Here is a 12,696-nt window from a genome sequence, read left to right as displayed (position 1 = left end):
GGGAGTTCCGTGTTAAGGTTCCGAGTCAGTTCAGTGCAATATCATGATTCAACCACGTTCCATCGTAAAAATTGCGGACAACTCCGGAGGAAAAATCGGCAGAATTTTCAAGGTGCTCGGCAGTTCCAAGAAACGGTACGCGGAAATCGGTGAAATAGTCGTTCTTTCCGTTCAAAAAGCTGAACCGCGAAAAATGACCAAGAAAAAAGATGTGCTTCACGCGGTTGTGGTGCGACAAAGAAATGCGTTCAGGAGAAAAGACGGTTCCTACATTCGCTTTGACGAAAATGCCGTGGTGATACTGGAAAAAGGCAAGCGTGAACCGATTGCGGGAAGAGTTTTTGGACCGATTCCACGAGAAATCGCGGAGTTCGGTTTTCAGAAAATCGCGTCATTGGCGCCGGAGATCGTGTAAATAACACGGAAGACACACGGACGAAGCACACGGAAAGGCACAGAAGTTCAGCGGGAGTTCCGTGTTGAGGTTCCGAGTCAGTTCAGTGAAATAAAATGAAAATAAAAAAAGACGACAAAGTAATAGTGTTGACAGGCAAGGACAAAGGCAAGTCTGGCAAAGTGACCAAGGCATTTCCGCGGGAAGACCTGGTGCTTATTGAAGGCGTGAATATGAAGAAAAAACACATGAAGCCAAGAAAGAGCGGCCAAAAGGGAGAAATTATAAATAAAGCCTATCCGATTCATGTGTCGAATGTTAAGAAAACAGAGGAGTAGCACGGAAGCCACACGGACGAAGAACACGGAAAGGCACAGAAAGTTCAGTTTAGTTCCGTGTTGAGGTTCCGAGTCGGTTCAGTGTAATTTTATGAATACCCTAAAAGAAAAAGAAACAAAAGCATTCGCGACCCTCAAAGAAAAATTGGGGTTGAAAAACGTTATGCAAGTGCCGAGAGTTTTGAAAGTGGTGGTTTCGGCCGGTGTGGGGTCTATCAAGGACAAGAAGAAAATCGAATTGGTGGCAGACCGGCTGACGAAAATCACTGGCCAGAAAATTGTAACAAAAGGAGCGAAGAAATCTATCGCGTCATTTAAGGTTCGCCAGGGGGACACTTCGGGTTATCAGGTAACCTTGCGAGGCGACCGCATGAGAGGATTTTTGGATAAGCTTTTGAATGTTTCGCTTCCACGGACCAAAGACTTTCGAGGCATTTCCGTGCGGTCAATAGACGACGTAGGAAATATCACTATTGGCATCAAAGAGCATACTATTTTTCCTGAAACCGCCGATGAAGAGCTCAAAGACGTCTTCGGTCTTGCCGTTACTGTGGTAACTTCGGCCAATTCGCGCGAACAAGCCAAAACATTTTTTGAATATTTGAATTTCCCGTTCAAAAGGAATGAGGAAATGAAAAAACCTGCAAAAAAAGACGCAAAGCGGTCTCGAAAGCCGAAGGTGGAAGCGAAGTAGGCGACTAATAGGTGTAAGGTTTTAGGTGTTAGGTGCTAGAAAATCAGACCCGGAAGGGTCGTTCTCCGTAGGGGTTAAACTCCTAAGGAGAGGATTGTTCTCATTTCCAAAGGGACTCTTTGGGGTTCTAAAAGAGTCCCTTTGGAAATCCGACTCCTCCAAAGTTATGCACATGCAAAAAACCACAGAAGTGCTATTGTAAAGCTGTTATCAAGCAGAATTAATCATTTAATAAAAATCAATTATGGATCAGCAAACTCCAAATATTCCAAATGCTACTCAGCAAAATTCTCCAGCTCCACAGATGGGAAGTGGGGGGAATGCAATGGCAGTGTTTTGCTATCTCGGTATTCTTATTATTATTCCATTTCTCACTGACGGGAAGAATGATCCGTTTGTGAAATTCCATATCAAGCAGGGGCTAGTTCTCATCATTTCATTTGTGGTAGGAATGGCTATCGGCATTATTCCGATTCTAGGATGGATTGTTGGAGGATTGCTCCTTCTTTTCAACGTTGTAATGGTAATTTTAGGGATAGTGAACGTTCTTTCAGGAAAAAAGAAAGAATTACCTCTCATCGGTAAATATGCAAGCAAATTCAATTTTTAATCGATACATTCGAGCGAAAAGTTAAAGTAATTTTCAATCAGAAAAAGCCCCGCTCCGCGGGGCTTTTTGCAAGGCGTATTCTATTTTTTTCAATTTCTGGTATATTTCTCATATGGAATTGCCTCGCATGGAAGAAATACCGGAGTCGCCAAACATCGAAGAAATTTTATCGGCGCCATTTTCATATCTTCATGAAGGTTTCCAAACACGGGCATTTGTAAGTGAAGATGGCAAATATGTCCTAAAGACTTTTAAAACTTTGGATGAGGGTAAACAGCAGTTTATTGCATGGGGCCTCGACCCAGATAGAGTAACTCAAGAGTTGGTAGATAATAGTGAGAAAAGCTATAAATTAGCATTTCATGATTTCCGACAGGAAACCGCTCTCGTTTACTTACATTTAGAGAAGAGTAGTCCTTCGCTGATAGAAAAGGTGACCCTTGATGGTAAGGAATATAATACCCGCGAGCTTCAATTTATATTGCAGGAGAAAGTAGAATTAGTAGGTGACCGGATTAAAAAACTTATTGGTGCAGATGATATTGAGGGTGCAAAAAGAGTTATCGATGACGTAATGAATTTTATTGCCAGAATGTGGGAAAGGGGCGTTACCGAGGATACGTTTAATTGGGACCATAACTATGGCTATGCATCGTCTGGATACATTGCCCAGATTGATGTTGGTACCTTTTGGAAAGGAGAAGAATATCTAAAAAAGGAGATAGAAGCTAAAAAATTACTGGACAGTGTTTCTTCTAAGTGGCTAAAAGAAAACGGTCCTCAATTAGTTGGCCATTATGAGCAAAAAGCTCGGGAACTCTACGAGGAGTATGAAATGAAATAGCCTTCGGCAGGACCGTCCTTGACATAGGTTGTTTAATTTTCTTAAACAATTTAGCGAGCCGATCTCTTTTTGAGAGCATTGCGGGAAATAATTTGAAAATAGAGAAGCCGAGTAGAAAAACGCATCTGGCGGCAGGAGCGGGGCGACTCATGCGTTTTTCGTAGTGAGGCGACTACTATTTTCAATTATTGAAGCTCGCTCTCAAAAGAGACTGCGAGTGGCCGTTGACTTTGCGAATGGCTATGGTAAGCTATTTTCTACGCTCTTTTGAGCTGTTTTTTAAGTAAATAGCACGGAAGCTACACGGACGAAGAACACGGAAAGGCACAGAAAGTTCAGTTTAGTTCCGTGTTGAGGTTCCGAGTCAGTTCAGTGAAATAAAATGGCAAAAACATCTGTCATAGCTCGGTCAAAAAAGAAGCCAAAATTTTCCTCAAGAATAGTGAGGAGATGTTTTCGATGCGGGAGAAAGAGAGGGTTTATGAGAGATTTTGACCTCTGCCGTATTTGTTTTCGGGAATTCGCCAACGAAGGAATGATTCCGGGAATCAAGAAATCGTCATGGTAGAAAATAGCTGTTAGCTGTTAGGTGTTAGCTTTTAGGAAAGGATATTAAAAGCTCTCAGCTAATAGCTAAAAGCTTTAAGCTATTAAAATGGACCCAATTGCCAATTTCATCACCCAAATAAAGAATGCCGGAGAAGCCGGAAAGGAGACCGTGGTTTTGCCGTACTCGAAGTTTAAAAATGCGATTACCGATGTTTTGGAAAAGGAGGGTTTTATCAAAGCCCAAGCGAAGAAAGGAAAAAAAATCAATAAGTCTATCGAAATCACTCTTTTGTACGAGGGCAAAACTCCAAAGATAAGGGGAGTGGAGCGAGTTTCAATGCCATCAAAGAGAATTTATTACGGCGCTAGCGAGCTTCATTCCGTAAAATCGGGCTTGGGCAGATTGATTCTATCGACGTCCCGCGGGATTCTCTCGGAAAGACAAGCTCGAAAAGAAAAAGTTGGAGGCGAGGCGTTGTTTAAAATTTGGTAACACAGAACAACACGGACGAAGAACACGGAAAGTCACAGAAGTTCAGTGGAGTTCCGTGTACAGGTTCCGAGTCAGTTCAGCGATAAAAAAATGTCACGAATTGGAAAACAAAATATTATGGTTCCACCCAAGACTTCCGTTGCAATGAATGACGGCAAGGTTACCGTAAAAGGGCCATTAGGAGAAATCTCCCGCCAATTAAGCGAGCGTATTTTGGTCGTGAGCGAGAATGACCACGTCACGTTAGCTCCCCGAGAGCAGGATACAGAGTCATTAAAGCTTTGGGGAACGTATGCCTCCGAAATCGTGAGTATGATTGAGGGAGTGAATAAGGAGTTTCAAAAAAAACTTATCGTGGAGGGCATCGGGTTCAAATCGGAGGTCAAGGGGAGCGATTTAGTCATGAGTCTCGGTTTCTCTCATCAGGTAACATTGAAAATCCCACAGGGCTTAAAAGTTACGGCCGAAAAGAATATAATTACTGTTTCCGGTATCGATAAAGAATTGGTCGGCCAGTTTGTTGCGAAAGTCAGAGCGCAGAAATTGCCGGAGCCCTATAAGGGAAAGGGCATACGAGGGTTCGATGAAGTGATTCGGAGAAAGCAGGGGAAGAAAGCGGCGTAGGGGCATGTAACGCAAAACGTGTAACGTGTAACGTAAGAAAAAGAAAGATCTTTCTCAGACGTTACCCTAGTCCGACACGTCGGACGGGTTTAGGACAGGTTACAGGCTACATGTTATATGATGAATATGAATACCAAACAAGACAAAAGAATACGACGACACCGAAGAATCCGCGCAAAGGTCAAAGGAACGGGGGAAGCTCCTCGGCTTGTCGTGTACCGCTCCAACAAATATATCTATGCCCAGCTTGTGGATGATGACAAAGGAGCGACACTAGCCCAATCGAACTCGGGAGAAATAGGAAAGGGCACAACGTTGGAAAAGGCAAAAGAAGTAGGGAAGACAATCGCAAAGAAGGCCAAGGAGAAGAAAATCGGAAAAGCGGTGTTTGATCGGGCAGGTTTTATTTATACAGGGAAAGTAAAAGCGGTTGCGGAAGGAGCGAGGGAAGGGGGACTTAAATTTTAAAACACGGAAGCCACACGGACGAAGAACACGGAAATGCACAGAAGTTCAGTGGAGTTCCGTGTCGAGGTTCCGAATCGGTTCAGTGATAAAAATATGGATACTACTACACAAAAAAATACCAACTCTGTTGCGCCAGCCGTGCCAGTTCATGCGACTGATGAGAGACGGCCGAGGATGGGCAATCGCGACCAAAAAAAGAACCCGAGAAGGGGTTTTGAGCGCGCTCCGAGAGTTAAGCCCGAATTTGACCAACAAATCGTGAGTATTCGCCGTGTCACGAGAGTGGCTTCGGGGGGAAGGCGCTTCAGCTTTAGCGTGGCCTTGGTTGCGGGCGACCGTAAAGGCCGAGTGGGAGTTGGAACCGGCAAGGCAGGAGACACCTCGATTGCAATCGACAAAGCATTGAAGAATGCAAAGAAAAATATGATACAGATTCCCCTCACCACTTCTCGGTCAATCGCGCATGAAGTGGATGCCAAATTTACGAGTTCAAGAGTTGAGATAAGACCTGCTCCGGGAAAGGGACTGATTGCCGGAAGCTCGGTTCGTAATGTGCTTGAGCTTGGTGGAGTAACCGACGTGACGGCTAAGATTTTCTCGAGAAGCAAGAACAAGCTCAACAATGCTGAAGTGGCAATACGTGCGCTCGGGAAACTTAGAGAGAATATAAAGAAGGTGTAACGCAAAACGTTTAACATGTAAAGTAAGAAAAAGAATTTTCTTTCTTACGTTACACGTTACATGCTACACGTTACATGATTTAATAACATGCAATCAAACACCTTACAAAGAAATACCCAGCAAAAAAGAAAGATGTCCGTTGGACGCGGAGGAAAGAGAGGCAAGACTTCCGGAAGGGGGACGAAAGGTCAGAACGCGAGGGCGGGAAGAAAAAAACGTCCAGAGCTTCGGGATCTCATTAAAAAACTTCCCAAACTTCGCGGTCGAGGAGTGGGAGGGGGCAAGAGTTTCCGTCCTAAATCTATCCCAGTCAATCTCGAGACGATTGAGAAGTATTTTGCAGACGGAAGCGAAGTGACTCCGGCGAGCCTTGCATCCTCGGGCATAGTGAGCGCTGAAAAAGGATTGAGCTCGTCTTTCAAAATTCTAGGCGATGGGGAACTTACAAAGAAAATTATGGTAATCGGTTGCGCAGTGTCCGCGAGCGCGAAGGCGAAGATTGAGAAAGCCGGCGGAACGATAAAATAACACGGAATAGCACGGACGAAGAACACGGAAAACACACAGAAAGTTCAGTTTAGTTCCGTGTCAAGGTTCCGAGTCAGTTCAGTGAAACAAAATGAAAGAAAAAATCCTACTCTTATTACATGACAAGATGTTGCGGAAGAAACTTCTGTTCGTGCTTTTTGGTTTGGTGATTTTCCGATTGCTCGCGGCGATACCAATTCCCGGAGTGGATCCTCTGCGACTAGAAGGTTTTTTTTCCAATAATCAATTCTTCGGCCTTTTGAACGTTTTCTCGGGTTCTGGTCTCGCGACACTCTCTATTGTCATGCTCGGAGTGGGTCCTTACATCACCGCCTCGATTATCATGCAACTTTTGACCATGATGTCACCGAAATTGAAGGCACTTTACCACGAGGAGGGGGAAGCAGGAAGGATGAAGTTCGCGCAATTATCAAGAAGGATGAGCGTCGTTTTAGCCGCGATTCAGGCGTACGGATTTCTCGTCCTGTTACAAAAGCAAGGGGTGATAGATCCTCTGGCTACATTTGATTTCGTTATCAACATCTTCGTCATTACCGGCGGGTCGGTGCTCTTGATGTGGATTGGGGAGCTCATTACGGAATACGGCATAGGGAACGGCACATCGCTCATCATCTTCGCGGGAATTGTTGCGCGAGTGCCCCAGGTTGCGAGCCAACTGATTTTTAAGTATGTTTATCCTACTCTCGATCCGTCAGTTATTCCTAAATTACTCGGTTTTTTAATTGTTGCAATTTTAGTTGTTGTTGCTGTCGTTGCTATCACAGAAGCCGAACGTCCTATTCCTGTAACATATGCTAAACGAGTTCGAGGGATGAAAGTATATGGCGGTATTTCCACTTACTTGCCTTTGCGAGTCAATCAGGCAGGGGTGATCCCAATCATCTTCGCGCTTTCCATTTTGCTTTTCCCGCAGATGATTTTAAATTTTTTTGCGAGTGGTGTGAAAAATGAACAAATAATTTCTTTTGCCAAATCCGGATTAGCGTTCTTGGAAAATCCTTGGTTTCATAATAGTATCTATTTCATTTTGGTATTTATTTTTACCTACTTTTACACTGCAGTCACTTTTGACCCAGTTACCATTTCAACGAACCTGCAAAAAAACGGAGCTTTTGTTCCGGGAGTAAGGCCGGGAGGGTCGACATCGGAATACATCGGAAAAGTGGTTACCAGAATCACGTTGGTCGGCGCTCTTTTCCTCGCAGTTATCGCTGTCATGCCTTTTATTATGCAGGGCGCAAGTGGAGACCCAACATTAGCTATCGGAGGTACCGCGCTTTTGATTGCCGTTTCGGTGGTCTTGGATTTCGTAAAGAAAATCGAAGGGCAGGTCTCGATGCGCGAGTACTAGATAAAGACATGTAACGCAAAACGTGTAACGTAAGAAAAAGAAATCTCTTTCTCAGACGTTACACGTTACAAGATACGTGAATAAAATGACTTCACAAAAAACAGTTCTCTTTTTCGGAAGAGCAGGTTCGGGAAAAGGAACTCAAGCTCAACTTCTCGCGAAGTATTTTAAAGAAAAAGATAATCGCGACGTTCTTTATATTGAGACGGGTAGAATGGGCCGTGAGTTTGTGGATTCTTCATCCACTTCCACGAGTAAAATTATTAAAGAAGTTATGGCGCAGGGAGGGCTTTGGCCTGAGTTTTTTCCTATATGGCTGTGGAGTGACTATTTGATAAAAAATTTTACCGGGGAAGAGCATATTATTCTTGATGGAGTATGCCGAAGGTTGCACGAAGCTTTCATGCTTGATTCTGCTCTCAAATTTTATAAAGTGGCTAAGCCCTACATATTTCTTATTGATATTCCAAATGAAGAGGCACAAAACCGTCTTCTTGAGCGAGGACGCAATGATGACGACAAAAAATCTATCACCGCACGACTTCAGTGGTTTGATAAAAATGTGATGGAGTCAGTGAACTTTTTTAAGACAAATGTTGCGTATAATTTCTTTTCCATTGACGGTAAGCAGTCGATTGAGGAGGTACATAGGGAGGTTGTGCAAAAGATAAATAGTAAATTAGTGAGTTAGTAAATTAAAATCGATTCGCTAGTATACTAACTTACTAACTTACTAACTTACTAACTTACTAACTTACTAACTTACTAACTTACTTACTAACTAACATACCTCATCTATTCTAAAAATGGTTTCCATCAAAACAAAAAAAGATATCGAGATACTCCGAGAAGGCGGGAAAAGACACGCACTTATTTTGAATGAAATCGCGAACCGTGTTACTTCGGGAATTGCGACAAACGAGCTCAATGATTTGGCAAACACATTGATTGCAGAAGGCGGGGATACTCCCGCTTTTTTACAATTTAAGCCCTACGGTGCAAAGCGTCCCTACCCCGCGAGTCTCTGCGTCTCAATAAATGATGAAATTGTCCACGGAATACCAAACGAAAAACCTAAAATTTTAAAAGAGGGTGACATCGTGAGCTTGGACCTGGGACTCATGCACAATGGACTCATTACGGATATGGCAGTAACTATTGCCGTCGGGAAAATCGGCAAGGAGAGTAAAAAACTTCTCACTGTTACAAAAAAGTCGCTCGATGCAGGTATAAAAGCCGCGAAGAGGGGCAATCATGTGGGCGACATCGGTTTTGCCGTGCAATCTGCGATTCTGCCCTATGGTTTTGGAATTGTTCGTGAGCTTTCCGGCCACGGAGTTGGACACAAAGTGCATGAAGACCCGTATGTGCCGAATTTTGGAGAAAAAGGAAAGGGAGAGGAATTAGTTCCCGGCATGGTGATTGCTATCGAACCCATGGTGAATATGGGGAGCGAAAAAATTATGCTCGATGACGACGGCTTCACCTATCGCACTCGCGATGGGAGCCGAAGCGCGCACTTCGAGCACACAGTTTTGATAACGGAAGGCGATGCGGAAATTTTGACAAAGCCCTAACGCAAAATTCTAAGAGCCTGCTTGCAATCTACCTGTAGAGTATAAACAGGCTCGAAGCGATTGGTGGACAAACTATCTACAATAAAGGTAAAATAGATACTACTATGGCAGAAGACAAAGAAAATGCGGGGTTTGAAAAAATTCAAGGTCTAGACGCGCTTGAGGCGAAATTCAAAGACAAAAAACCTCCTGAAGAAAAGAAGGAAGCCTCTCTAGCGCAAAAAAAAGATATTGGAAAAGTGGACGAGAAAATACTTAAACGGTTGGCAGAAATTTCTAAAAAAGTAGGAGACCCAAGGAAAACAGTTATTGAAAATACAGATGCCCTCTTTGAAAAGCGAGCTAAAATCGCAGTTGAATCTGGGGACGAAGGTTTGATTAAGGCATCTAATGAATTGCACGAGATATTTAAGAAGAGTGTGATTGAAGATTCAGCTATTCCTGTCGAAGGAAAAAAAGAAACCACTTTATCTGACTCGCTTAGACTTTTGGGAGAAAAAGTATCGAAGGCAACACCTAAAATAGGGACAGAAGAAAAAAAGGGAGGCGAAGCTCCTCTTGTTACTCATCTTGCCGATGAATCTTTTGGGGCGCCGAAAAAGCCCGATGCCCCTTTGTTGAAAAATGATGCAGAATCTGGAGATGAGAAAAAAGAGAAAAAAGAGAGAAAAGGGAAGAATCAAACTAGATTCAAGGGGGAAGAAGGGGAAGAAGGGGAAGGAGAAAAGAAAAAAGGAGGAAAAAAGAGAGGAAAAATAGCCGGAGGACTACCGCCAGAGACAACGGCAAAAGCTGAGCCTCCTCCAAAAAAAGAGGAAATCCCTCCAAATCCCATAGGCGCTTCTGAATCTAAACCCGCAAATGTCGAGCCCGCTCGAACAGAATCTTCTAAACCTGTTAGAAATTTTGAGGACTTATACGAACGACTTGAGAAAGAACCGTCTATTGTCTTTAACAATGTTGAGCTTGCGGGCAGTGTTGCGGTAGAACGTATCAAAGATAAACTCGAAGAGGTTAAATCAACTACTTCTCCAGTGTATAGATATTCCGCGTTCGACGCATTTATAAAGCTATTTTCTGATCGGAATGTTAAAGGCTATCTTCGCAGGTTATTTGTGGAGTCTGACCAGGAGGTAGGAAATTTGGCAGAAGTAAATAAAAATTTTCAAGAAATAAAAAGCATACCAGGAGTAGCTGACTCAAAAGAAAAAAAAGAAAATATTGACGACTATGTTCATAAAACTATGGAAAGAGCGGCAAGGATTATTGAAGAAAATCCAACTTTATATTCCATGCTTGAAGAGGCATACATGAAAGCCAAATATCTGACACCTCTCGAACTAAGTGTTAAAAAACCAGAACCTATTGCTCCACTTTCAAATCCTGAAGACACAGCTCCTGTTGTCCCCGAAGTGACCCCTCCAGTCATTTTAAAGCCACCAGGCGAGGAAGGTGTTGCGGAACAAAAACCGCCTGAAGAAAAGTTGCCTCAGAAGTCGCCCGAAGAATTGGCTCAAGAAGAGCAATTAATTCTAGAGCTGGGCCTAGCTCCAAAGCCGCCAGCGTCACCTTCTGAAGAAAAGCTACCCGCTCAACCTGAAGCGTTGACGTCAGAGTCTTCTAATTCCACAGCAAAGAGAGAGGTATCCTCTGCGGACGCAGGTATACCCTTTATGATTACTCGAGATATGCAGGAACGACTAATAGGAATGGGTAAAACACAAAGTGAGATTGACTCTCTCAAACCAGAGGAGGCATGGAGAATTCTTGAAGGAAAGGGAGAGCCAAAAAATGATGCTGAAGCTTTGAAACCTGCCGATGAGGAAATTCCATCAGCGGGAGAGGCTCTATTGATGACCGAACCTCCTGAAGAACCAAAACCTGTCGAAAAGCCGGTAGAACCAGTTGTGTCAAAAGCCGAAGAGCCACTGAAAACTGAACCTGTGCCTAAAGCTGAGCCGCCGAAAACTGAACCAACGCGAGAGCCCGAGGCAGTGATGAGGGGAGCAACACTATCACGCGTTACGAACGCGGAAATACTGGCGATGAGCATTCGGCAGATGCAAAATTATGACGCCAAATTTCCACTTTTCCTCGCTCAATATCCGGAAAGCGAGGAGTGGATTGAAAACGATGACGCGGACAAGATTCGGTCAGTTTTCGAGGTGTATACCAAGAAAGAAAAAGTTATAAGCGGGCTTAAGAGCGAATTTCAGGGCTTTTTTGAAAATGTTTCAGGTAAGTTTACTCCGGAAGAACTCGAGGCGATTCAGGGTGAAATTGATGCGAAGTCCATAAACAGTCCAGAAGAGATTATTCGACTTGCGGATATTCTCGACACTATTAAGAAGAATCAAGCCGAAATTAAAGCCAACGAGGCCGCAATAATACAGCTTGTCGGCAATAAGAGTGTTGACGACCTTGCAGCCAAAATAGGACTATTGCAGGGAGAAAAGGAGTCGCTTACAAAGAAAAAAGGAGAATTTAAATATGTCGGATTCAAAAAGTTTCTTCGCGAGTGGATTCCCGGCTTCGGGGGCAAATTTCAAAACGAGGTTTCCTCGCATGATGAAACTGTTGCAAAATTGAAGACGGTGAGCGACAACATTACCGCGAGTCTCGCGGCTCTCGCGAAAGGTGAAAATTTTGCAAAGATAAGGACAGAATTTGAAAACCAAACAAAACAGATTAGGATATCGTTATTGGAGAGTCTGGATTCTTGGAAGCGGATTTCGGAAATATCGATAGAGAAAGCCCAAAGCCAATTGGCGGAACTCATGAGTCCGGGTATGGACCCTGACAAAGCTCAAGAGAAATTTGATGAGTTGAAGAGAATGGAAGACGAAGAGGGTGTCGATTTCCTTGAGGGATTAAATGAAGATGAGATGCAGAAGAGAAATGACGATGCGGTCGACGGAAAAGTTTCTGGCGAAATAACCAAAGCTTTAAAAAACTTCTCGTTTGGGGCGAATAGTGTCGAAGAGTTGCAAAAAGCTCTTAAGAGTCATTTGGAAAGAAATAAGGCCGGATCAAGAAAAGGAGACCAAGCAAGAAAAGCTGTGAGGGATTTGCTCGTGAAAGTGGGTAAAGATTTGCCCGGCACTCTTGAAGGTAAAGCAAAAAGAGGATTTATTATTACTATATTAAAAGGCCTGCCAGAATAAATCTATGAACGAGCTTGATACAAAAAAAATTGAATCTCTCTTGGAGGAGGAAAAATACGATGAGGCAGCTTCTTTGATGGCGGAATTTTTCGGCAGAGAAATGACAAAAAAAGAGAAAGCTTCTTTTTACCTTGCATACGCGGGGTTGTATCTTGAAGTTATGGCGGGAATTAGCGGGAGATACAACGAAGCCTTGAAGCAGATTAGGAAAAATCTTGAGGAAGTAACAGCTTTTGAGAAGAGGGAAAAAGACAAACTCAATCTCGAAGAAGTGAGGACGTCGCTTTAAGATGTGTAACGTAAAACGTGTAACGTGTAGCGTCAGAAAAAAGAATTTGCTCCTCTTACGTTACAAGTTAA

At 43.4% G+C, this 12,696-nt stretch carries 15 protein-coding genes and 1 pseudogene; all 16 read left to right on the top strand.

Annotated elements, in window-relative coordinates; all coding sequences use genetic code 11:
* The first annotated feature begins 43 nt into the window (after window positions 1–43).
* Window positions 44–415, top strand: coding sequence for a 50S ribosomal protein L14 (rplN, locus tag ABI430_01435; GenBank protein ID MEO8637544.1), 372 nt, complete (start codon window positions 44–46; stop codon window positions 413–415).
* Window positions 416–510: 95 nt separating this feature from the next.
* Window positions 511–714, top strand: a pseudogene (rplX, locus tag ABI430_01430) (50S ribosomal protein L24).
* A gap of 109 nt (window positions 715–823) precedes the next feature.
* Window positions 824–1,426 (top strand): 50S ribosomal protein L5, encoded by a 603-nt coding sequence (gene rplE / locus ABI430_01425; protein MEO8637543.1) that lies wholly within the window; start codon window positions 824–826, stop codon window positions 1,424–1,426.
* A gap of 244 nt (window positions 1,427–1,670) precedes the next feature.
* Complete coding sequence (locus tag ABI430_01420) at window positions 1,671–2,036, top strand: DUF4870 domain-containing protein (GenBank protein MEO8637542.1); 366 nt, start codon at window positions 1,671–1,673, stop codon at window positions 2,034–2,036.
* Between the two features lie 112 nt (window positions 2,037–2,148).
* A complete protein-coding gene (locus tag ABI430_01415; protein ID MEO8637541.1) occupies window positions 2,149–2,880 on the top strand; it encodes a hypothetical protein in 732 nt (243 codons plus the stop codon).
* Between the two features lie 382 nt (window positions 2,881–3,262).
* The gene (locus tag ABI430_01410; GenBank protein ID MEO8637540.1) at window positions 3,263–3,448 is read left to right on the top strand and encodes a type Z 30S ribosomal protein S14; all 186 of its coding nucleotides are present in this window, start codon (window positions 3,263–3,265) and stop codon (window positions 3,446–3,448) included.
* Window positions 3,449–3,535: 87 nt separating this feature from the next.
* On the top strand, window positions 3,536–3,922 hold the full coding sequence (gene rpsH / locus ABI430_01405) for a 30S ribosomal protein S8 (protein ID MEO8637539.1): 387 nt from the start codon (window positions 3,536–3,538) through the stop codon (window positions 3,920–3,922).
* Window positions 3,923–4,012: 90 nt separating this feature from the next.
* Window positions 4,013–4,546 (top strand): 50S ribosomal protein L6, encoded by a 534-nt coding sequence (gene rplF, locus ABI430_01400; GenBank protein ID MEO8637538.1) that lies wholly within the window; start codon window positions 4,013–4,015, stop codon window positions 4,544–4,546.
* A 126-nt stretch (window positions 4,547–4,672) separates the two neighbouring features.
* Window positions 4,673–5,014: a 50S ribosomal protein L18 gene (gene rplR, locus ABI430_01395; GenBank protein ID MEO8637537.1), complete on the top strand. Its 342-nt coding sequence runs from the start codon at window positions 4,673–4,675 to the stop codon at window positions 5,012–5,014.
* 93 nt (window positions 5,015–5,107) lie between these two features.
* A complete protein-coding gene (locus tag ABI430_01390; GenBank protein MEO8637536.1) occupies window positions 5,108–5,695 on the top strand; it encodes a 30S ribosomal protein S5 in 588 nt (195 codons plus the stop codon).
* 87 nt (window positions 5,696–5,782) lie between these two features.
* Window positions 5,783–6,223 carry an uL15m family ribosomal protein gene (locus ABI430_01385; GenBank protein ID MEO8637535.1) on the top strand — a complete coding sequence of 147 codons (441 nt, stop codon included), beginning with the start codon at window positions 5,783–5,785 and terminating at the stop codon, window positions 6,221–6,223.
* Window positions 6,224–6,314: 91 nt separating this feature from the next.
* A complete protein-coding gene (gene secY, locus ABI430_01380; GenBank protein ID MEO8637534.1) occupies window positions 6,315–7,595 on the top strand; it encodes a preprotein translocase subunit SecY in 1,281 nt (426 codons plus the stop codon).
* A gap of 85 nt (window positions 7,596–7,680) precedes the next feature.
* Window positions 7,681–8,286, top strand: coding sequence for a nucleoside monophosphate kinase (locus ABI430_01375; protein MEO8637533.1), 606 nt, complete (start codon window positions 7,681–7,683; stop codon window positions 8,284–8,286).
* A gap of 115 nt (window positions 8,287–8,401) precedes the next feature.
* Window positions 8,402–9,172, top strand: a complete 771-nt coding sequence (gene map / locus ABI430_01370; GenBank protein MEO8637532.1) for a type I methionyl aminopeptidase — start codon at window positions 8,402–8,404, stop codon at window positions 9,170–9,172.
* A 104-nt stretch (window positions 9,173–9,276) separates the two neighbouring features.
* Entirely contained in the window at window positions 9,277–12,336 is a 3,060-nt protein-coding gene (locus tag ABI430_01365; GenBank protein MEO8637531.1) for a hypothetical protein, read from the top strand.
* Window positions 12,337–12,340: 4 nt separating this feature from the next.
* On the top strand, window positions 12,341–12,625 hold the full coding sequence (locus ABI430_01360) for a hypothetical protein (protein MEO8637530.1): 285 nt from the start codon (window positions 12,341–12,343) through the stop codon (window positions 12,623–12,625).
* Window positions 12,626–12,696: the final 71 nt, after the last annotated feature.

The organism is Candidatus Taylorbacteria bacterium (assembly GCA_039934295.1).
In the GTDB taxonomy this organism is placed as follows: domain Bacteria; phylum Patescibacteriota; class Minisyncoccia; order Phycocordibacterales; family HO2-43-120; genus HO2-43-120.
Note: the sequence above shows the minus strand (reverse complement) of the source record. Positions and strands in the feature narration are given on the sequence as shown.

Bases quoted from the DNA above. Each gene is read 5' to 3' on its own strand.
- ABI430_01390 (MEO8637536.1), top strand. From the start codon at position 5,108: ATGGATACTACTACACAAAAAAATACCAACTCTGTTGCGCCAGCCGTG.
- rpsH (MEO8637539.1), top strand. From the start codon at position 3,536: ATGGACCCAATTGCCAATTTCATCACCCAAATAAAGAATGCCGGAGAA.
- rplE (MEO8637543.1), top strand. From the start codon at position 824: ATGAATACCCTAAAAGAAAAAGAAACAAAAGCATTCGCGACCCTCAAA.
- ABI430_01375 (MEO8637533.1), top strand. From the start codon at position 7,681: ATGACTTCACAAAAAACAGTTCTCTTTTTCGGAAGAGCAGGTTCGGGA.
- rplR (MEO8637537.1), top strand. From the start codon at position 4,673: ATGAATACCAAACAAGACAAAAGAATACGACGACACCGAAGAATCCGC.
- ABI430_01420 (MEO8637542.1), top strand. From the start codon at position 1,671: ATGGATCAGCAAACTCCAAATATTCCAAATGCTACTCAGCAAAATTCT.
- ABI430_01415 (MEO8637541.1), top strand. From the start codon at position 2,149: ATGGAATTGCCTCGCATGGAAGAAATACCGGAGTCGCCAAACATCGAA.
- secY (MEO8637534.1), top strand. From the start codon at position 6,315: ATGAAAGAAAAAATCCTACTCTTATTACATGACAAGATGTTGCGGAAG.
- ABI430_01360 (MEO8637530.1), top strand. From the start codon at position 12,341: ATGAACGAGCTTGATACAAAAAAAATTGAATCTCTCTTGGAGGAGGAA.
- ABI430_01385 (MEO8637535.1), top strand. From the start codon at position 5,783: ATGCAATCAAACACCTTACAAAGAAATACCCAGCAAAAAAGAAAGATG.
- rplF (MEO8637538.1), top strand. From the start codon at position 4,013: ATGTCACGAATTGGAAAACAAAATATTATGGTTCCACCCAAGACTTCC.
- ABI430_01365 (MEO8637531.1), top strand. From the start codon at position 9,277: ATGGCAGAAGACAAAGAAAATGCGGGGTTTGAAAAAATTCAAGGTCTA.
- map (MEO8637532.1), top strand. From the start codon at position 8,402: ATGGTTTCCATCAAAACAAAAAAAGATATCGAGATACTCCGAGAAGGC.
- ABI430_01410 (MEO8637540.1), top strand. From the start codon at position 3,263: ATGGCAAAAACATCTGTCATAGCTCGGTCAAAAAAGAAGCCAAAATTT.
- rplN (MEO8637544.1), top strand. From the start codon at position 44: ATGATTCAACCACGTTCCATCGTAAAAATTGCGGACAACTCCGGAGGA.